We start from the raw sequence: 18,667 nt of genomic DNA on the forward strand, positions 1-18,667 counted from the left end.
AATTATTAAGATGATGAAGCATAAACACATTGGATTACAAATAATTAAAATAAGTACATAACTTTACACCTCTATAATTATATATGAAAAAAATACTTCTTACAACCCTAACAATGATGAGTTTAAGTGCAATTAGTCAAAACGTAATGACCCCAGAAAAACTATGGAAATTGGGACGCGTGTCTGCTTTAGGAATTTCTACTGATACTAAAAACGTAGTTTATAAAGTAACAATCCCTTCTGTCGAAGAAAATAAATCTTCGTCAAAATTTTATACTGTACCCGTAAATGGAGGAAAATCAACTGAAATTACCGATACTAAAACCGTACTAAAAGACAAAAACAATTCGCCAGACGGCCACTTTATAGTTTATAACGAAGAGGTCAAAATTAACAATATAAACGGAAAGGACTTCTATCCTGACTTGGAGAAATCTGATGTTCAAATTTACGACGGCCTTGATTATCGCCATTGGGATACTTGGAACGAAGGTAAATTTAACCATGTTTTTTATAAAGAAAACAAAGAAGGTGCCACAGGAATCGACTTATTAAAGGGAGAAGCCTTTCATAGTCCGCAAAAACCGTTTGGAGGTGATGAAGATTACATTTGGTCTCCAGATAGCAAAAGCATTTTATATGTTGCTAAGAAAAAAACAGGAACGCAATACGCTATTTCGACAGATACGAATATCTACGAATACAACCTTGCAACTGGCAAAACAATCAATAGAACCGAAGCCAATACTGGTTACGATGTTGCACCACAATTCTCGCCATCTGGAAACTTAACTTGGTTGCAAATGAAGCGTGACGGTTATGAAGCTGATAAAAACGATATAATAGTCGATTATAAAGGTATAAAAATGAACCTAACAGCAAATTGGGACGGAACTGTTGATAGTTTTTCTTGGAGTCCTGATGGATCAAAAATCTATTTTATTGCTGCTGTTGATGGGACAAAACAACTATTTCAAGTTAATTTCCCTGGAATGACTAGAATAGCCATTATGGTACAGCAAGTAACTAAAGGTGATTTTGACGTGAACGAAATTGTTGGTTTTTCGGGTAATACTGTCATTGTTACCAGAGCAGATATGAATCATGCCTCAGAAATATTTTCGTATGATTTCAATAAAAAATCTTGGAAACAATTGACTAACGTTAATGCCGCAACTTACGATTCATTGGCGTTAAGCAAAACCGAAAGAAGATATGTAACGACTACGGACGGTAAAAAAATGCTAGTTTGGGTTATTTTACCTCCCAACTTTGATGCTACAAAAAAGTACCCTACTCTTTTATATTGTCAAGGTGGACCTCAAAGTGCATTGACACAATTTTATTCTTTCCGTTGGAATTTTCAACTAATGGCAGCTAATGGTTATATTGTAGTGGCACCAAATAGACGTGGAATGCCTGGTCATGGTGTAGAATGGAACGAGCAAATCAGTAAGGACTGGGGCGGACAGGTTATGGACGATTACCTATCGGCGATTGATGATGTGAGTACAGAAAGTTATGTTGACAAAAGTCGTTTAGGATGCGTTGGTGCAAGTTATGGTGGATACTCTGCTTTTTACTTAGCCGGTATTCACAACAACCGTTTCAAAACGTTCATCGCTCATGATGGCGTGTTTAATACCCAAAGCATGTTTGGGACAACTGAAGAAGTTTTCTTTAACAACTGGGATTTTGGTGGTGCTTATTGGGAAAAAGACAATGCTGTTGCCCAAAAAACATACACTACATTCAATCCTGCTAGTTTAGTAGAAAAATGGAATGCTCCAATATTAATTTTTCAAGGAGGAAAAGATTTTCGTGTGCCAATAGGGCAAGGTCAAGAAGCTTTCCAAGCTGCGCAATTAAGAGGTATCAAAAGTAGATTCATCTATTTTCCAGAAGAAAATCACTGGGTATTGAAACCTCAAAACGCACAAGTTTGGCAAAAAGAATTCTTTAAATGGTTAAAAGAAACACTTTAACCATTAAAATTTGTTTTAGATGTAACAATTTGCATAAAAAACAAACTTATAATAAACACAGAAACAAATAATATGTACCCATTTAAAATTAAAACCCTCCTACTTGCCTCTACTATGGTATTGAGCATGGGAACCGTTACAGCTCAAGATGGACTGGTAAACTCACTAAAAATAAATGCTAGTGAAAAAAGTGCCGAAAGCTTTAAATTTACTGATGTAATTAATCTTGCTAATACTTCAATAAAAAACCAAGGATCATCTGGAACTTGCTGGAGCTACTCTACAAACTCATACCTTGAGTCGGAAATGATTCGTTTAGGTAAGCAACCTGTTGAGATTTCACAAGTATTCTCAGCTCGTAACGCGTATGTTGAAAAAGGCAAAAACTATGTTCGCATGCACGGCGCAGTAACCTTAGGTGACGGTGGAGAATTACACGATGTAATTAATATGTATAAAAAATACGGAGCCGTTCCTCAAGAAGTATACAGCGGTTTGAATTATGGCACTACCAAAAATAAATTTGCCGAAATGGCTGGAATTACAGAAGCTATGCTTGCTGCAGTAGTAAAAAATCCCAATGGAGAGCTTACCCCAAACTGGGAAAAAGCGTATGCTGCCGTTATTGATTCTTACCTAGGTCAAGTACCTCAAAACTTTACATTCAAAGGAAAAACGTATACTCCTCAGTCTTTTGCTAAGGAAATGATCGGGATTAATCCGGATGAATATTTAGAATTTGCCTCTTATTCAACGGAGCCTTATTACAAAAAAACAATGATGATGGTACCTGATAACTGGTCATTTGATTTGGTTTATAATGTAAAAATGAACGACATGACTACGATCATTGACTATGCCTTAAAAAATGGTTTCACTGTTGCTTGGGCTACTGATGTTAGCGAAAAAAGCTTTAGCTGGAAAAATGGTGTAGCCTATGTACCTACTAAAAAATACGATGAAATGTCGACAGTAGAAAAGGAAAACATGTTTAATGGTCCAAAAGAAGAGCCAAAAGTAACCGAAGAAATGCGTCAAAAAGCTTTTGATAATTATCAAACAACTGATGATCACGCAATGCATATTGTAGGAATCGCTAAAGATCAACTTGGTAAAGAGTACTATGTGGTAAAAAATTCTTGGGGAGCTACAAACGACTACAAAGGATATTTGTATGTAACTAAGGAATTTGTAAAATACAAAACAACTTCTTTCATGGTTAATAAAGGAGGTATTCCTACTGATGTACTAAGTAAATTAGGCTCATAAACCCATTTTATAGAACAAAAAAAAACCTCACAATTGTGAGGTTTTTTTATATCATCTAGTTTGATTACTCAATACTATTCATTTTAAACGTATCCATAAATGCTGTAGTATAATCTCCAGCAATGTATCTTGGCTCATCCATTAATTGTCTATGGAAAGGAATTGTTGTTTTAATACCTTCGATTACAAATTCATCCAAAGCTCTTCTCATTTTACTAATCGCTTCCTCACGAGTTTGCGCTGTAGTAATTAATTTAGCTATCATCGAATCGTAATTTGGTGGAATTGTGTATCCTGAGTACACGTGCGTATCTAAACGCACTCCGTGACCTCCTGGCATATGCAAAGTAGTGATTTTTCCTGGTGAAGGTCTAAAATCATTGTATGGATCCTCGGCATTGATACGACATTCGATAGCGTGTAATTTTGGCAAATAATTTTTACCAGAAATAGGCACACCAGCAGCAACTAAAATTTGCTCGCGAATTAAATCATAATCAATAACTTGTTCTGTAATAGGATGCTCCACTTGAATACGAGTATTCATTTCCATAAAATAGAAATTACGGTGCTTATCTACTAAGAATTCAACTGTTCCAGCACCTTCGTATTTAATATACTCAGCGGCTTTTACTGCAGCCTCTCCCATTTTCAAACGCAATTCGTCTGTCATAAATGGAGAAGGAGTTTCCTCAGTTAATTTTTGGTGACGCCTTTGTACTGAGCAGTCTCTTTCAGAAAGATGACATGCTTTTCCGTATGAATCTCCTACAACTTGAATTTCGATATGACGAGGCTCTTCAATTAATTTTTCAAGATACATTCCGTCATTACCAAAAGCAGCAGCCGACTCTTGACGAGCGCCTTCCCAAGCTTTCAATAAATCTTCCTCTTTCCAAACAGCACGCATTCCTTTTCCACCACCACCAGCAGTTGCTTTTAGCATTACAGGAAAACCAAATTGTCTAGAAAGCTCTAAAGCTTGTTCATAAGATTCTAAAATCCCAACTGATCCTGGTACACATGGCACACCCGCTTCAATCATAGTCGATTTAGCCGAAGCTTTATCTCCCATTCTATCGATCATTTCAGGAGCAGCGCCAATAAATTTGATTCCGTGCTCTTGACAAATTTTAGAAAATTTAGAGTTTTCAGATAAGAATCCGTACCCTGGGTGTATGGCATCTGCATTTGTAATTTCTGCAGCTGCTATAATATTTGACATTTTCAAATAAGACAAATTACTTGGAGCTGGTCCTATACAAACCGCTTCATCAGCAAACCTTACGTGTAAACTCTCCGCATCAGCAGTAGAGTAAACCGCAACGGTTTTAATGCCCATTTCTTTGCAAGTTCTAATTACACGTAGTGCAATTTCTCCCCTATTTGCAATTAATATTTTTTTAAACATCTTGTTTTAAATTTTAAATTATGAATTTTAAATTTTAAATTATTTCAAAACAACAAATGCAGTCGATCGAAATATATAATTTAAAATTAATTAAGATGGGTCAACTAAGAATAAAGGTTGGTCAAATTCTACTGGAGACATATCGTCTACTAAAATTTTAACGATTTTACCAGAAACTTCAGACTCGATTTCATTAAATAATTTCATTGCTTCAATAACACAAAGCACATCACCTTTACCAATAGATGTTCCTACTTCAACAAACATAGGTTTGTCTGGAGATGGTTTTCTATAGAAAGTACCAATGATTGGTGATTTGATAGTAATGTATTTAGAGTCTTCAGCTGGCTCAACCGCAACTGGTGCAACTGGTGCAACAGGCTGTGGCGCTAATGCTTGTTGCAAAGTATTTTGAGCAGGCATTTGCTGTACATAAGTAGTCTCAGTCGTGTTACCTTCTAAAGTTGTACGAATAGTGATTTTAACATCATCCATTTCTAATTTAACTTCTGCAACTCCCGAATTTGCCACAAATTTGATTAAGTTCTGAATTTCTTTTAAATCCATAATTATTTGTTTTTAGTTTAAATTTATTTTTTGTCGTATGCCCATTTTAAATAAATAGATCCCCAAGTGAATCCTCCTCCAAAAGCAGCCAATATTATAGTATCTCCTTTTTTAAACTTGTGTTCAAAATCGTTTAATACTAATGGTAAAGTTGCCGAAGTTGTATTCCCGTATTTTTCTATGTTCATTAAAACTTTAGAGTCTTCTAGGTTCATTCTGCTAGCAGTAGCATCAATGATACGTTTATTTGCTTGATGTGGTACTAACCAATCTACGTCCTCATTAGTCAAATTGTTTCTTTTCAAAATCAATTCACTAGCATCGGCCATATTAGTTACAGCATATTTAAAAACGGTTTTCCCGTCTTGAACTATATTGTGCCTTTTTTCTTTGATAGTATCTAATGTAGCTGGATTAAGTGACCCACCCGCATCGATTTTTAAAAAATCACGACCTACACCATCACTTCTTAAATATTCGTCTTGCAAACCTAAACCTTCATAATTAGGTTCAAATAAAACCGCTCCTGCTCCATCTCCAAAGATGATACAAGTAGAACGATCTGTATAGTCGACAATCGAAGACATTTTATCCGCACCAATAAGTAGTACTTTTTTATATCTTCCTGATTGAATGTAGGCTGCTGCGGTAGACATCCCGTATAAAAAGCTAGAGCATGCTGCTTGCAAATCATACGAAAAAGCATTTGTTGCACCTATTTGCGTGGCAACATATACTCCTGTTGAAGCAACTGGCATATCCGCAGTAGCAGTAGCCATGATGACCATATCAATTTCTAACGGATCAATATTGGCTTTTGCAATTAAATCTTGCGCAGCTTTTATGGCAAGAAACGATGTTCCCTTGTCACTGTCTTGAAGAATTCTTCTTTCTTTAATACCTGTACGTGTAGTAATCCACTCATCATTTGTGTCAACCATCGTCTCTAGAACTTTGTTTGAAAGCACAAAATCAGGAACATAAGCTCCAACAGCGGTTATTGCGGCTGTGATTGTATTCATTGTTTTCGAATATTTTATATCAAATGTTTCCACCTGAAAAAACGTTTAAAAGAGTTGAAAATTACGAAAAAAATTCTAAACCCTCTACCTTAGCACTTCTTATTTAATTAAAATTATAAACAACAAAAAAACTCTCACTATGTGAGAGTTCAGATATCATTTACAAAAAAATGTATTAAGCAACAGCTACAGACTTATCTATAACAACTTGCCCTCTGTAATACATTTTCCCTTCATGCCAGTAGGCTCTGTGGTATAAATGCGCCTCACCTGTAATAGGACAAGTAGCGATTTGAGCTACAGTAGCTTTATAATGTGTTCTTCTTTTATCTCTTCTTGTTTTGGAGATTTTTCTCTTAGGATGTGCCATTTTACTATATTATTTATCCGTTAATAGTTGCTTTAATTTGTCCCAACGTGGGTCAATATTTTCTTCTTTATTCTCTTCTTCTTCTTCTTCTATATTATCTTCTTCCTTTAGCTCTGTAATAGCTAATTCATTTAGTTTGTCAAGAGCTTCCGTTTTTAAACTTCCGTCTTTTACACCTGGATGAACTCGTCTTAGAGGAACAGATAGTACAATCATCTCGTACATATACTGTGCTACATCAATCTCAAATTCACCGAATGGTAAAACAAGTAATTCTTCATTATCATTGTTATACTCATCCCCAAAACGAACAATTAATTTCATCTTACCTTCAATAGGTAAATCAAAATCCTCACTTGTAAGATCACAAGGTACATTTACTGTTCCTTTATGATCAAAAACCAACTCAAGCATAGTGCTTTTTTTCTCTAAAACTACATTTACTTTGATGTCTGAATTTTCAAATTCATCATAATCAAAGATTTCAAAGAACGCATTACTTAATTGATATTCAAAATGATGTTTTCCTTGCTTTAATCCTACAAAAGGAATTAAATATTCTTTTGTTTTCTTCATTTCAACATGATTTTGCCCCAAACTTCGGGAGTGCAAAGATATAAAATTATTATAAAACTAATAACCTTATTTATCTTTTTTTATTTACTACTGTTTTTCTTTGACCTTCAGCGGTTTTTGACTGATTTCTATATACTCCATTCTGGAACGATATACATCCAATGCAAGGTAAACAGCTTCCTTAAACGAATTGTAATCTGCCACTCCTTTTCCAGCAATATCGTAAGCTGTACCATGATCTGGCGAGGTTCTCACTTTATTCAAACCTGCTGTATAATTCACCCCTTTTCCAAATGATAACGTTTTAAACGGAATCAAACCTTGATCGTGATAGGTCGCTATAACCGCGTCATATTTTTCATATTGACCACTTCCAAAAAAGCCATCGGCAGCAAATGGCCCAAAAACCAAGGTGCCTTTTTCGAATATTTTCTTTAAAGTAGGCGTCAAAATAGCATTTTCTTCATTTCCTATAACTCCACCATCTCCACAATGTGGATTCAATCCTAAAACTGCAATTTTTGGCTTATTGATACTAAAATCCTGAACAAGCGATTGTCTCACTGTTTCTATTTTCTTTCGTATCAATTCTTCCGTAAGATGTGATGCTACTTCATTTAATGGAATATGATCTGTTAACAAACCTACTCTTAAATTATCCTGAACCATCAACATTAACGCATTCCCATCTAATTCTTGATCTAAATAATCAGTATGACCAGGAAACTTAAACTCATCCGATTGAATGTTGTACTTATTGATTGGAGCTGTCACTAAAACATCTACAACACCTTCTTTCAAAGCTTTAGTAGCTGCCACAAAAGATTTTATTGCATACTCTCCTACTTTTTCATCATTTTCTCCCAAATTCAAATCAACCCCTTCTCTCCAAAGATTAAAAACGTTTATTTTACCAGGAATAATCTGATCCAACTTGTCAATTCCATGAAGCGCCACTGTTGCGTTTAGATTCTTCTTTATAAAAGACATTATTTTCACATTGGCAAAAATAACTGGCGTACACAGCTCTAACATACGTGTATCCTCGAATGTTTTTAGAACAACTTCGCTTCCAATACCGTTTAAATCTCCAATTGAAATTCCAACAATTATATTTTCTGCTTTTTTCATCATGACCTCACGTTATTTATTGCTAATTTTGAAGTGCAAATTTAGTAAAATAAAATAAGAAATGTTTACAGGAATCATAGAAACCCTTGGAACCATCCAAGAAATACGAAACGAAAAAGACAATATTCACGTTACAGTGGATTCATCCATCACAAGCGAACTTAAAATAGATCAAAGCGTTGCTCATAACGGCATCTGTTTAACAGTTGTTGCTATCAACAACAATAGCTACACCGTGACCGCAATAGACGAAACTATCAAAAAAACAAACCTAGGAAACTGGAAGGTAGGAGATAGCGTTAATCTTGAAAGAGCCATGAAACTTGGCGATAGACTAGATGGCCATATTGTACAAGGACATGTCGACCAAACCGGAATATGCATTGCTACCGAAGAAACAAACGGAAGCTGGGCCTATACCTTTGAATACGACCAAGCGCTAAACAACCTAACCATCGAGAAAGGCTCTATAACAGTAAACGGAGTTAGCTTAACCGTTGTTGACTCTAAGAAAAACCAATTTAGCGTAGCTATTATTCCCTACACACATGAACACACTAACTTTAAAGATTTTAAAGTTGGTACTAAAATAAACCTTGAGTTTGATGTCATTGGTAAATATGTATCTAAACTATACAGTAGCAAGTAAAAAAGCATTTTAAAAGTAAAAAGCCTCAATTAAGTAGAGGCTTTTACTTTTATAGGACGAATGTAAATAATATAAATACCAAGCAATACAGCTGCCACAAACAACAACACCAAATTACCGTCAATAGGCAAACCTGGCGGCGTAACTGGACCAGCCGCTCCTTTCCCTGTAGGCGACGGAGGCCCTGAGCTGGGTTTTGCACCAGCAACAAGATCCATAAACCCTAACAAGAGCAGGAAAGTTAAATAAAATTTGTTTTGAAAAATTCTCATTTGACCCAAAAATAATAAATTAACCGTCAATAAAAAAATCTACCCTACACTTCCTGACAAACCGCAGTTAGTTTTGATTAAATGTACGACTTTAATTATAACATCGTTAAATACAAGCCAAAAAAAATCCTTCAAAATAAACATTTTGAAGGATTACTGTAGTCCCACCTGAACTAAATCAAAACAGTGTTAAAACACTGTATATCAGTAATTTAAAAACATCAATAAAATTTGGGTAGAAAATCAGTAAAAACTATGAATTTAACACGAATGAAATTAAAAAGAAAGTATTAAACTACAAAAATAATATAGGTGTGAAAACCTTGCACAGTTATTTAAAAAAACATCGATAGTTGTGCAACCTTTGCACTATGGCGTACAATAACAAAAATTATATTAAGCGTGCTAGATTTATAATCTCAGTTTATAATGAGGTTAAATTTGAAGATGTACCCGATACTAAAATAGTAGATCGCATTTTTCCAAAACACGGAATAAATATAAGTTATCGCCAGTGGATGAACATAAAAGGGATGGTTATCCCAAAAGAAATAACAACATAGCACTTTCTCACGGTATTTTTTTCTTTAGTTTTTTGGTTGAAACCGTTTCATTTTTGGAACGGTTTTTTTATTCGTACTGTTGTTATTTTGCTATTATTGAGTACTTTTATTTTATGGAAACAATTTACGACCACACCCCTACAGCTTCGGAACTTTTAAATTTAGCCGATGGAATGACAAAACAGCAATATTTGACTAACTGGATGTGTTCAAAAGATCATAGTATCTTAGACATTGTACTTTTGTATGAATCCCGAAAAAATGAACCACTAGCAAAAAAATATAGGGATTTAATCCCCGACCTTTACCAGCAATGGCAATGGGGACTAGATAGCATTGTAACATCAATTTAAAATATTAACTTTAAGAAAACCGTTCCAGCTGGAGCGGTTTTTTTATGCTTTAAATTGATCTATTGGTATGAATTGACAAATAGACTTTATTTTTTTGTTATTTTCGCACTAACGAAATACTTAAACACACACTTAAAATGAATAAGAAAATAAAAATAACGGTAAAACATTATATTAATGATAAATTAAAAGCAAATGGATTTAGCGAGCGCAAAAAGTACCCGATTTATGTGCGTGTTTCTTTTTTAAGGAAAAATTTCAGATTTAGAAGCACATTTCTAAAATGGTACTATACTGAATCAGATTTTGAAATAACTGAGAATAAAAAAGTAATGGATTATGAAACGGAGATCATTAATTTCATAGTAGAGAAAGATAACAGTATTGACGATTTATCGCAGTATTTGTATTTGATGAAATACGATATAATAAATGTAGTTAAACAGGATCTTTTGAGTAAACGACTTTTTGAGGGTCTTAATTTTTATGAAAAAATTGGAGTAGAGATTAATAATTTAATTCACATTAAGACTAACATAAATTCGGTGGCATTGTGGCACGTGCTGAAGATTGATAGAGAAGTTAACAATGATTTTTTTGCACTGATTGATGAAAATTTAATTGACAACGAAAAAGTTAGAAGGTATCTTTTATTTATAAAAATGATCTTAAAATTCGAAAAAGATAATTATAATGACGTTTATTTTAATTGTTACGAATGGAAATATAAGAAAGGAAAATTGAAATTTATAGAGTATTTTGAAAATAATAACCTAGACTTTTTTGATGTTATTTATTTGATTGATAGTTATATAGATGTATGTGAATTAGATCATAATAATTAAAACTAATTAAAATCGGAGTAAATATTTTTTTATTCCGATTTTTTTATTGTTACTTTGCGGAATAGAATTTAAGTCTTTACGCAACTAATATTTCAAATTATGAAAATTCAAGAAATAAAAAAAGGACTGCCAATTGGCGCAATGAGTGAAATATCAAAATTAAGCGGTGTAAATAGTACAACTGTACAACGTTTTTTTAACGGAGAAAAGACAAAGTTTAATATTAGACTTTTAGAGGTTACAACTAATTACCTTAAAAGCTATAAAGAGAAAGAAGCCAGCGCAATGCAAGAACTGCAAGCAGTAGCCAGCGCCTAATATTTCAAGATATGGAAAAGCTAACGTTTTCAACTAACTGGAATAGTAAATTAGAGTGTAATTGTTTTACGACTATAAGACTTTACAATCTAGCAAAACATTTTCAAGGCAATCAATTTGAGATTTTTTTACAAAAGAAATTCAAGTCTAAGGCACTTGTTTTGGGTACCGTTATCACTAAACTGGATAAATTGAGCGACTATGTTTGTTATCTAGATACTGGATATAACAAGGAACAAACAAAAGAAATTTTTAGGAAAATGTACCCGCACATTGATTTTAACCAGCAAAAAATTTGCATCCTTTTGCTACAACGAATTGAACCACCAAAAGCCGTACAAACGGATCTTTTTAATTAAAAAATTTTATGAATAATACAATTCAATTTACGTTAAGAATGCAGGATTTAATGAGTACAACTCTTAGCAGGGTTAGTTCGGGATCACAATCCGCATTTAATAGAATGAGCCAATCAGCCAACCAAATGACTGGTAGGAATCGTGTTTTGGCAATGAGTTTTACTGAGCTTCAAAACAAGATTAGACAAGTTGAAGATACTATTTCAAGAAGTACTATACCTAGTCAAATAGCATCCGCTCGTAGAGAATTAGCACTATTACAAAGACAATCAAATAATCATGCTGGAAATGTAAACAATGCCAGTTCAAGTTCTAAAGGCATAGGGATTGGTGGGGTTGCTGTTGGCTCTATGCTTGGAGGTTTGGCTAAGCAAGGTGCAACGATGGTTATAGGAGCGGTTACTAGTGGTATTGGTGAAATGGTTTCTCGTAGCATGGAAAAAGAGCAAGCAATTACAGGTTTGAGTACTTTTTTAGGAAAGGACGGTGCAAACGAAGCTTATAAAAACATTCGGAAAGATGCAGACGTCACACCATTCAATACCACTTCTTTATTAGAGGTAAATCGTTCTTTAATTTCCGCTGGTGCCAATGCTAAAGATGCTCGTACGGACACTATGAACTTAGCTAATGCAGTTTCGGCAGTGGGCGGTGGCAATGATATTTTGTCAAGGATGGCAGCCAATATGCAACAAATCAAAACGGTAGGTAAAGCTACGGCTATGGATATTAGGCAATTTGGAATAGCTGGTATAAATATATATGCCATGTTGGCTCAATCTACTGGTAAAAGTATTGCTCAAGTCAAAGAGATGGACGTCACCTATGATGATCTAGCTAAGACGTTGGCAATGGCTAACGCAAAAGGCGGTATTTATGAGGGAGCAATGACGGCACAAAGTCAAACGGAAGCGGGTAAATGGTCAACAGTTAAAGATTTGGCGAAAAATACATTGTCTGATATTGGGGATGCGTTTAAACCAGCACGTATGCAATTATTAGATATAGGAATCAAGTTTGCAAGCGGTGTGAGTTCAATGTTGGCACAAGCACAACCTTATATTGATGCTTTTTCGAGTAGGATTAGTCAAGGTGTTGATTATATATTGGCTATTGTCAACGGCACAAGTGAATGGAGTGATTGGGTTTCTATTGCTGTCAACCATTTCAGTGTTATTTGGGAATTTACCAAAAATATAGGGGTCAAGCTGTGGGGGTTTGTGAGTTCTATTGTGGAGTTCATTAAAAACAGTCAAATTTTAAAGGACTTGTTTACTGGTATTGGCTGGATCATGGAGAAGGCTGGCAATGTGATCTTATGGGTTGTAGATAAAGTAGTTTGGCTTTGGGAAAATGTAATTAAACCTATTCTAAATGTAGTTGACGGATTTTATAAAAAGATCACTGGTAGAGGCTTTGATATTAAAGCAACTACTACGTTGTTGACTTCAAAAGGGAAACCTGATAGTAAGCCTGATAATCCTAGAAACTCACCTTTAGGTGCTGGAGGTGCTATGGTGGCAACAAATACAGCATCAGGCAAAACAGCGGGCGAAGCCGTTACGGGTGCTCAACCTAAGGTAGTAAACATTCATATAGGTAAATTCTTTGATAATATCCAGTTCACCACTATGAACGGTAAAGAATCAGCGCAAGAACTCGAGAATATAGTTATGGAAGCACTTGCGAGAGTGCTATATAATGGATCAAAATTAGTATAAAAAGCAATTTTATGGCAATAGTAAAAAATGTAAAAGAACTGGAAACCCTTTTAAATAATACTTGTGAAAGTATAAATAAGATCAATGAATTATCAACTAAATTTAATATTGATGATGATACTTTCAGAAAATTATTAGACACAAACCCCTTGACGGGTGTAGCATTTGTTAGGAGTAATTTTTTAGAAATTTATAACAATAAATTGAATAAGCAACCAAAAACCAATTAATTAAACAACGAAATACTTAATAAAAATGAGCATAAAATTAGAGTTACCGCAAACGACTTTTAGTCAAACCATCGTTACAGACATAGAGCTAAAAAACGGCAAAAACACGCAAATAATAACTATTTTCAATAATAACGAAATAGATTTCGAGGAGTTGGCAATTGGACTAGATACTGCAATTAATAGACAAGTAGAATTTTATAAAAATATAAAATCAAAAAAGCACACCCTATGCAGTATTAAAACTGGAGTTTTAAAAGGATTTGCGTTTTTTCCTAAAGTTGAATTTAATTAATACAGCTATGAAAAGACTTTTAACAATCGAAAAGGTGTACGATTTGAACGATAGTACGAATCAAATTAGAGTAAAAATATTTAGTAAAGTAGTGTTTAGATCATCGTTTAAACCAGCTTTAAAGGCTATTTAAATCTAATCCAGTAGTAAAAAAAATTTAGAAATAACTAATAATTTAATAAATCAATAAAATGAGTAAATTTAAGAAAATAGCAATTTATGTGAATGAGCAACAAATTGAAAGTTCAATTGCACCACAAGAAAACCGTTTCGAGTATTTTCAGCAGTTAATAGATATGTACAACGATTTAAATACTGGAGTTGTTCTAGAAAAGAACGATTTAAAAGCCTTATTAAATAATCCAAAAAAGTTTGTAGCTACTAGATTAATAAAGGATCAGGAAGTAAGTTTTGGAGGTTTAAAATTGAGCCTAGAAAAGGTTTTCGATATTATAGAAAAACCAGCGGGAACGGATGAGTTAATTGATAAAATCATCAATGACAATCAAGTAAGAGAGTTGATGATGAATCAAAGAAACGTGGAATATTTCGAGATTAAAAACGGTGATACGGTTGTTATTAATTCCGAATATCTACACAAAGTAACGGAACAATGTACGGTTTATATTGAGACTGAAAAACAAGCACAAGCATATAAGGCTTTGCAGTCAATTGTAGAAAATATAAACGAATTGAACGGCTTGAAAAGTAGAGGTTATATTCAAGACCTTTTATTTACGGATTTACTAGAATTAAATCACAGTACTGGGACTGTAGCAATAAACCCATATTTCACAAAACAAATACTTTAAAATATGGATACTAACATTGCAGTTATTACCGTGCCACTGGATGAGTGGACGGAATTAAAAAGCCAAATTAAAAGCATTGCTAAAGGATTGCTAGAGATTAAAGGCAAGGAAAAGAGTGAGTTTTTGACACCTAAAGAAGTGTGTGAGTTGTTGAAATGTAGCCGTAACACGTTTCAAACATACATCGATAAGGGATTTTTAGAACCTATGAGAATGAACACTAAAAAGTACAGTAAGGTATTAGTAAAGCGTTCGGATGTGGATTATTTTCTACAAAGTAGGCTTGAATCCATTAGTAATTAATGGATGTTTAAAAGCGTATCCAGTACAAAACAAAAAACCGCCTTACTTAAGGGCGGTTTTGCAAATAGTCTTACTTAAGGACTATCTAAACGAAATACTTAATCAGTGAATAATAAAATATTGCAGTAATTAAGTACTGCAAATATATAAAAAAAGCGTTTACCGTAAATGATCGACAAAATAAGGTTTTCAAAAAAAAATCTATCTGAACCCGAGATATTAAAAATAGTAGCATTAAGCCGTTTGCAGTCATATAATGCGGACGGCTTAACGCATTATAACAACCAGCGAACTAAAAACTTTAACGGTGGGATGTTTATAAAGATTGATACAGATAAGAGTTTGAAAATTGAGGGAAGTTTGCATAAATACAATACTTACTTAAGATGCAAAGAACTTAATAATTATGATCGTTTTACTATGAGCCAAGCAAAAGAAACGGTTATTAAATTGATTAACAATACGGGTATTGATCCCAGTAATATAATGGTTAATTATTACGAAGTTGGAATAAATTTAATAACTGAAATCGAACCAAAAGAACTGTTAAAGAGTGTTTATAGTATAGGAGATCTTGACAAAGAAAAGGTTTTTTATATAGACCATAAATTTAAGAATCAAAGCCAAATGATAACGGAATCACACAAGGATTTTAGAATAGTTTCAAAGATATATGATAAAATACACGAAATGCGTGATAACCGAAAAACACCACCGCCAAACCTCAAGATAATTAGGATTGAAACTATACATAAAAGAGTAGAAAAAACTTTGCTACTTGATTTTTTTAAGGATGAAAAACTATACAAGATCCAGCGTATTTTTTTTGATAACTGGGATAAGCTCAATTTTTTTGTTGAAATAGTCGCACCTAAAAACACCAGCGTTTCAAAAATAGAGCTATCAAAAATTTTGTACAAAAGGAATAGATCAGAAGTACTTAAGGAGATCAGAGAGCAATACAAAAACAAGACTATGAGTGTAAAAGTTTACTACACCTTAAAACGATTTATTGAGAACTGGGAAAACGAGAAATTAAGCTTTAAACCTACAAAAAGTTTGATTTTTTCCCAATGGGAAAAAATGTACAATACTGAAAAACAACGATATACTGAAATTAACCTTACCAGTTGATACGTATTGATAAAAATTTTATATTGAACGGAGCCTATAAGTGCCGTTCTTTTTTTGCTGGTAGCTTGTTGTAAACTTCCGAAAGGAAGCAAACCAGTAAATACGCATAGTAATACCAGTAAAGCAGTACTAACCAAAAGGGTAAAAGGTACTAAAACAAAAAAAGGTCGAAAATTTATAAAAAATGGTACTAAAAAAGGTCGATTTATAAAAGAGTTTCAAAAAACACCCTTATTACTGTTTTGTGCGTCTTAAATAGTTGTAAATCAGTATGAATGTGTAGTAAGTAAGGTAAAAACAGGCTAAGGAGCAGTAATTTTACATATTAAAGCACTCCTGATGCGGATTTTTTCAAAGGGGCGTGTAAGATCAAAACAAACTTAAATAATATTCAAAAAATACCCAATTGTAAAACCCATCTAAAAAACACGTTTATAGTGTGGCTTAGTACCATTAACCCACCATTAAAACACTCTAATATTCAAAAGTACCCAATTATGAAAAAAACCAAAAAAAAGGCAGTCGAACCCAAACAAAGAAAAACCTACACGCTAGATATAAAAGCCAGTGCAAAGCGTTATTATTTGATCGGTTTAACATTGCAAGAAATCAGTAAATTAATTGATGCACCAGTCCGTACAGTTGAAAAGTGGCAAATTGCTGAAAATTGGAAACAACTACGGGAAACAAGCCAAATTGAACTAAAAACGCTGGATCTACATTTAAGCGGTAAAACATATAAAGAAATCGGATCTTTATTAAATATTAGTCTTGCTACGGTATGGAGATATTTAAAAATAGCTAAAACAATCAAAGAAAATGGAACTAACTAACACCAGTGTAAAAGGTTTGTGTATTACAAACGAGGGTAAAGCGTGGCATAAGTCCGCAAAGCGTGAAATTAAAGCTACTAATAGCGGTAAAATTAGATTTAACGGTAAGTTATACCCATTACAAAAGTTAATCGATTTTAAGCCGTTATGTTTGATAAAGAAAACAAAAGTAAAAACGGCACCGACTAAGAAAAAAAATATTTCTATTCGTGAGCTACAAAAGCAAGGTTTCAAGAAAACTAAAATTGTAAGCTTGTACATCACGAATAGCGGTAAAGGTTACAATATAGCTACTAAAAAAAGTTTATCAATTGTAAGCGGTAAAATCATTGCAAATGGTAAGGCTTACAATGTGTCTAAGTTAATTTTAGAAACCTTTTGTAAAATACCAGTGAGAAGCGGTCAAATAATTTTTAAAAATGGAAATGATAAGGATTTCTATTTTGAAAATTTAGACTACAAAAACACAATAAAACAACCCACACCCAATGAAAGTGATTTGATACAGTGTGTTAGGCTTTATTTTGAAGTAGATAAAAAAACAAATAAAAGAAGTGATCTTTTGCGATTTTATATAAGTGAGGTTATAAAGTATAGATCTTTTGCGACTAAGTACACTGGTAAAGATTTTGCATTGTTTTTGGAGTACTATAAAACGGAAAATTATTTAACAGATAATAGAAACCAAGTTTTTGAAAAACTAGGCTTTTCAATTGCAAACGGTAATAATGCTATTAATAAATATTTGAATTTATTAATAAATGAATGTTTGAAAGATTTTGAAAAGGGAGTATTAACGCAAAAGGAATTTTTAAAGCCAAAACCTACTAAAACCCAAATGTTGAAACAAGCGCAAAAAACAGCAAACGAAATGGGGTTAACTGTTAAAATTCCATTGAGAAAACCAGCAATAAAGAAACTTTGAAATAATAGCTTTAAAATTGCTGTTTTTGGCTTGTGTAGTCCGTTTAGAACTTGAACCAAAAAAGCAAAACACCAGTAAAAACAAGGCTTTGAAAGGTGGTTTTAAAATTCGGGTAGAAAAACAGTATAAAATTTGTAGATTTAATCACGAAAATAAGGAAAAATGACAAAAGAAGATTTAACCAAAATATTAGGAAAATATGAGGTTACAGATAAAAAATATTATCAGTTTTTAATGCGAGTAGTATTTTTTTGTAGTGGAGATTTTCGCACTATCTTAAGTGAAGCGGAACGAACAAACAAAAAACTTTATTTAATCAAAGATACCCAGCAAGAAATGGAGAAAAACGGACTTATGCCCGAAAGCTTCATTTTAATTGAAGATATAGGGATTAAATAAATACTGTAATTTTACAGCAATCATTTTTTAGTCAATAACTAATTAATGTATATGCGGGGAAAGTAACAATACCCGCTACCCAAAAGCCTATTTATTTAGGCTTTTGGCTTTTTATCAATATAAATGTGATCGGATTGGTAGTTTACCCTGGATAGCTTCGCCTGGATCGGTTCCATTTGATCGGATTGGTAGTTTACCCTGGATAGCTTCGCCTGGATCGGTTCCATTTGATCGGATTGGTAGTTTGCCCTGGAGTGCTTCGGCTGGATTGGTTCCGTTTGATCGGATTGGTAGTTTACCCTGGATAGCTTCGCCTGGATCGGTT

Annotated in this window: 25 protein-coding genes; 17 read left to right on the top strand and 8 right to left on the bottom strand. The window is 33.5% G+C overall.

All coding sequences use genetic code 11. From position 1 onward, the window contains the following. Window positions 1–83 precede the first annotated feature (83 nt). Both H8R24_RS14930 and H8R24_RS14935 read left to right on the top strand, forming a co-directional pair. Entirely contained in the window at window positions 84–1,985 is a 1,902-nt protein-coding gene (locus H8R24_RS14930; protein WP_187020560.1) for a S9 family peptidase, read from the top strand. Window positions 1,986–2,057: 72 nt separating this feature from the next. Next, window positions 2,058–3,254, top strand: coding sequence for a C1 family peptidase (locus H8R24_RS14935; RefSeq protein ID WP_187020562.1), 1,197 nt, complete (start codon window positions 2,058–2,060; stop codon window positions 3,252–3,254). Between the two features lie 64 nt (window positions 3,255–3,318). Here H8R24_RS14935 and accC read toward each other — a convergent pair whose 3' ends face one another. From accC to pdxA, 6 genes are all read right to left on the bottom strand, one after another. Further along, the gene (gene accC, locus H8R24_RS14940) at window positions 3,319–4,665 is read right to left on the bottom strand and encodes an acetyl-CoA carboxylase biotin carboxylase subunit (RefSeq protein ID WP_187020565.1); all 1,347 of its coding nucleotides are present in this window, start codon (window positions 4,663–4,665) and stop codon (window positions 3,319–3,321) included. Between the two features lie 90 nt (window positions 4,666–4,755). Continuing rightward, window positions 4,756–5,232: an acetyl-CoA carboxylase biotin carboxyl carrier protein gene (gene accB, locus H8R24_RS14945; RefSeq protein WP_187020567.1), complete on the bottom strand. Its 477-nt coding sequence runs from the start codon at window positions 5,230–5,232 to the stop codon at window positions 4,756–4,758. 23 nt (window positions 5,233–5,255) lie between these two features. After that, a complete protein-coding gene (locus H8R24_RS14950; protein WP_187020569.1) occupies window positions 5,256–6,254 on the bottom strand; it encodes a beta-ketoacyl-ACP synthase III in 999 nt (332 codons plus the stop codon). Window positions 6,255–6,429: 175 nt separating this feature from the next. Beyond that, window positions 6,430–6,624, bottom strand: coding sequence for a 50S ribosomal protein L32 (gene rpmF / locus H8R24_RS14955; RefSeq protein ID WP_007137315.1), 195 nt, complete (start codon window positions 6,622–6,624; stop codon window positions 6,430–6,432). Between the two features lie 9 nt (window positions 6,625–6,633). Beyond that, entirely contained in the window at window positions 6,634–7,200 is a 567-nt protein-coding gene (locus H8R24_RS14960) for a YceD family protein (protein WP_187020634.1), read from the bottom strand. A gap of 87 nt (window positions 7,201–7,287) precedes the next feature. Continuing rightward, window positions 7,288–8,334 (bottom strand): 4-hydroxythreonine-4-phosphate dehydrogenase PdxA, encoded by a 1,047-nt coding sequence (gene pdxA, locus H8R24_RS14965; protein WP_187020571.1) that lies wholly within the window; start codon window positions 8,332–8,334, stop codon window positions 7,288–7,290. A 58-nt stretch (window positions 8,335–8,392) separates the two neighbouring features. Here pdxA and H8R24_RS14970 point away from each other — a divergent pair, with 58 nt between their 5' ends. Continuing rightward, entirely contained in the window at window positions 8,393–8,980 is a 588-nt protein-coding gene (locus H8R24_RS14970; protein ID WP_187020574.1) for a riboflavin synthase, read from the top strand. Window positions 8,981–9,009: 29 nt separating this feature from the next. On the opposite strand, the gene H8R24_RS14975 is transcribed toward H8R24_RS14970, so the two are convergent. Continuing rightward, complete coding sequence (locus H8R24_RS14975) at window positions 9,010–9,252, bottom strand: hypothetical protein (protein ID WP_187020577.1); 243 nt, start codon at window positions 9,250–9,252, stop codon at window positions 9,010–9,012. Between the two features lie 676 nt (window positions 9,253–9,928). Between H8R24_RS14975 and H8R24_RS14985 the strand changes: the two genes are divergently transcribed. The 14 genes from H8R24_RS14985 to H8R24_RS15045 all read left to right on the top strand — a co-directional run bounded on the left by H8R24_RS14985 (window position 9,929) and on the right by H8R24_RS15045 (window position 18,342). After that, window positions 9,929–10,168: a hypothetical protein gene (locus H8R24_RS14985; RefSeq protein ID WP_187020580.1), complete on the top strand. Its 240-nt coding sequence runs from the start codon at window positions 9,929–9,931 to the stop codon at window positions 10,166–10,168. A gap of 137 nt (window positions 10,169–10,305) precedes the next feature. Then, complete coding sequence (locus H8R24_RS14990; RefSeq protein ID WP_187020582.1) at window positions 10,306–11,013, top strand: hypothetical protein; 708 nt, start codon at window positions 10,306–10,308, stop codon at window positions 11,011–11,013. Between the two features lie 99 nt (window positions 11,014–11,112). Further along, entirely contained in the window at window positions 11,113–11,331 is a 219-nt protein-coding gene (locus tag H8R24_RS14995) for a hypothetical protein (protein WP_187020585.1), read from the top strand. Window positions 11,332–11,342: 11 nt separating this feature from the next. Beyond that, a complete protein-coding gene (locus H8R24_RS15000; protein WP_187020588.1) occupies window positions 11,343–11,690 on the top strand; it encodes a hypothetical protein in 348 nt (115 codons plus the stop codon). Between the two features lie 8 nt (window positions 11,691–11,698). Continuing rightward, window positions 11,699–13,411 carry a tape measure protein gene (locus H8R24_RS15005; protein ID WP_187020590.1) on the top strand — a complete coding sequence of 571 codons (1,713 nt, stop codon included), beginning with the start codon at window positions 11,699–11,701 and terminating at the stop codon, window positions 13,409–13,411. 11 nt (window positions 13,412–13,422) lie between these two features. Beyond that, window positions 13,423–13,641, top strand: a complete 219-nt coding sequence (locus H8R24_RS15010; protein WP_187020592.1) for a hypothetical protein — start codon at window positions 13,423–13,425, stop codon at window positions 13,639–13,641. Between the two features lie 25 nt (window positions 13,642–13,666). Beyond that, window positions 13,667–13,936 (top strand): hypothetical protein, encoded by a 270-nt coding sequence (locus H8R24_RS15015; RefSeq protein WP_187020594.1) that lies wholly within the window; start codon window positions 13,667–13,669, stop codon window positions 13,934–13,936. A 7-nt stretch (window positions 13,937–13,943) separates the two neighbouring features. Next, the gene (locus H8R24_RS18335) at window positions 13,944–14,069 is read left to right on the top strand and encodes a hypothetical protein (RefSeq protein ID WP_262891108.1); all 126 of its coding nucleotides are present in this window, start codon (window positions 13,944–13,946) and stop codon (window positions 14,067–14,069) included. A 58-nt stretch (window positions 14,070–14,127) separates the two neighbouring features. Next, window positions 14,128–14,748, top strand: coding sequence for a hypothetical protein (locus H8R24_RS15020; protein ID WP_187020596.1), 621 nt, complete (start codon window positions 14,128–14,130; stop codon window positions 14,746–14,748). 3 nt (window positions 14,749–14,751) lie between these two features. Then, complete coding sequence (locus H8R24_RS15025) at window positions 14,752–15,051, top strand: helix-turn-helix domain-containing protein (RefSeq protein WP_187020598.1); 300 nt, start codon at window positions 14,752–14,754, stop codon at window positions 15,049–15,051. Between the two features lie 168 nt (window positions 15,052–15,219). Continuing rightward, a complete protein-coding gene (locus tag H8R24_RS15030) occupies window positions 15,220–16,185 on the top strand; it encodes a hypothetical protein (protein WP_187020601.1) in 966 nt (321 codons plus the stop codon). Window positions 16,186–16,682: 497 nt separating this feature from the next. Then, window positions 16,683–17,018 carry a terminase gpP N-terminus-related DNA-binding protein gene (locus H8R24_RS15035; protein ID WP_187020603.1) on the top strand — a complete coding sequence of 112 codons (336 nt, stop codon included), beginning with the start codon at window positions 16,683–16,685 and terminating at the stop codon, window positions 17,016–17,018. After that, window positions 17,005–17,943 carry a hypothetical protein gene (locus H8R24_RS15040; protein ID WP_187020606.1) on the top strand — a complete coding sequence of 313 codons (939 nt, stop codon included), beginning with the start codon at window positions 17,005–17,007 and terminating at the stop codon, window positions 17,941–17,943. Before H8R24_RS15035 ends, H8R24_RS15040 begins: the two co-directional genes overlap by 14 nt. Before the next feature lie 162 nt (window positions 17,944–18,105). Next, entirely contained in the window at window positions 18,106–18,342 is a 237-nt protein-coding gene (locus H8R24_RS15045; protein ID WP_187020609.1) for a hypothetical protein, read from the top strand. Window positions 18,343–18,437: 95 nt separating this feature from the next. Here the strand turns inward: H8R24_RS15045 and H8R24_RS18095 are convergent. Beyond that, the coding region (locus H8R24_RS18095; protein WP_222621510.1) for a hypothetical protein at window positions 18,438–18,667 on the bottom strand (230 nt) is incomplete at its 5' end.

Source organism: Flavobacterium muglaense (assembly GCF_014305155.1).
GTDB classification, from domain to species: Bacteria; Bacteroidota; Bacteroidia; order Flavobacteriales; family Flavobacteriaceae; genus Flavobacterium; species Flavobacterium muglaense.

Coding starts and splice junctions, on each gene's coding strand:
- H8R24_RS14930 (WP_187020560.1), top strand. CDS start 84: ATGAAAAAAATACTTCTTACAACCCTAACAATGATGAGTTTAAGTGCA.
- H8R24_RS14935 (WP_187020562.1), top strand. CDS start 2,058: ATGTACCCATTTAAAATTAAAACCCTCCTACTTGCCTCTACTATGGTA.
- accC (WP_187020565.1), bottom strand. CDS start 4,665: ATGTTTAAAAAAATATTAATTGCAAATAGGGGAGAAATTGCACTACGT.
- accB (WP_187020567.1), bottom strand. CDS start 5,232: ATGGATTTAAAAGAAATTCAGAACTTAATCAAATTTGTGGCAAATTCG.
- H8R24_RS14950 (WP_187020569.1), bottom strand. CDS start 6,254: ATGAATACAATCACAGCCGCAATAACCGCTGTTGGAGCTTATGTTCCT.
- rpmF (WP_007137315.1), bottom strand. CDS start 6,624: ATGGCACATCCTAAGAGAAAAATCTCCAAAACAAGAAGAGATAAAAGA.
- H8R24_RS14960 (WP_187020634.1), bottom strand. CDS start 7,200: ATGAAGAAAACAAAAGAATATTTAATTCCTTTTGTAGGATTAAAGCAA.
- pdxA (WP_187020571.1), bottom strand. CDS start 8,334: ATGATGAAAAAAGCAGAAAATATAATTGTTGGAATTTCAATTGGAGAT.
- H8R24_RS14970 (WP_187020574.1), top strand. CDS start 8,393: ATGTTTACAGGAATCATAGAAACCCTTGGAACCATCCAAGAAATACGA.
- H8R24_RS14975 (WP_187020577.1), bottom strand. CDS start 9,252: ATGAGAATTTTTCAAAACAAATTTTATTTAACTTTCCTGCTCTTGTTA.
- H8R24_RS14985 (WP_187020580.1), top strand. CDS start 9,929: ATGGAAACAATTTACGACCACACCCCTACAGCTTCGGAACTTTTAAAT.
- H8R24_RS14990 (WP_187020582.1), top strand. CDS start 10,306: ATGAATAAGAAAATAAAAATAACGGTAAAACATTATATTAATGATAAA.
- H8R24_RS14995 (WP_187020585.1), top strand. CDS start 11,113: ATGAAAATTCAAGAAATAAAAAAAGGACTGCCAATTGGCGCAATGAGT.
- H8R24_RS15000 (WP_187020588.1), top strand. CDS start 11,343: ATGGAAAAGCTAACGTTTTCAACTAACTGGAATAGTAAATTAGAGTGT.
- H8R24_RS15005 (WP_187020590.1), top strand. CDS start 11,699: ATGAATAATACAATTCAATTTACGTTAAGAATGCAGGATTTAATGAGT.
- H8R24_RS15010 (WP_187020592.1), top strand. CDS start 13,423: ATGGCAATAGTAAAAAATGTAAAAGAACTGGAAACCCTTTTAAATAAT.
- H8R24_RS15015 (WP_187020594.1), top strand. CDS start 13,667: ATGAGCATAAAATTAGAGTTACCGCAAACGACTTTTAGTCAAACCATC.
- H8R24_RS18335 (WP_262891108.1), top strand. CDS start 13,944: ATGAAAAGACTTTTAACAATCGAAAAGGTGTACGATTTGAACGATAGT.
- H8R24_RS15020 (WP_187020596.1), top strand. CDS start 14,128: ATGAGTAAATTTAAGAAAATAGCAATTTATGTGAATGAGCAACAAATT.
- H8R24_RS15025 (WP_187020598.1), top strand. CDS start 14,752: ATGGATACTAACATTGCAGTTATTACCGTGCCACTGGATGAGTGGACG.
- H8R24_RS15030 (WP_187020601.1), top strand. CDS start 15,220: ATGATCGACAAAATAAGGTTTTCAAAAAAAAATCTATCTGAACCCGAG.
- H8R24_RS15035 (WP_187020603.1), top strand. CDS start 16,683: ATGAAAAAAACCAAAAAAAAGGCAGTCGAACCCAAACAAAGAAAAACC.
- H8R24_RS15040 (WP_187020606.1), top strand. CDS start 17,005: ATGGAACTAACTAACACCAGTGTAAAAGGTTTGTGTATTACAAACGAG.
- H8R24_RS15045 (WP_187020609.1), top strand. CDS start 18,106: ATGACAAAAGAAGATTTAACCAAAATATTAGGAAAATATGAGGTTACA.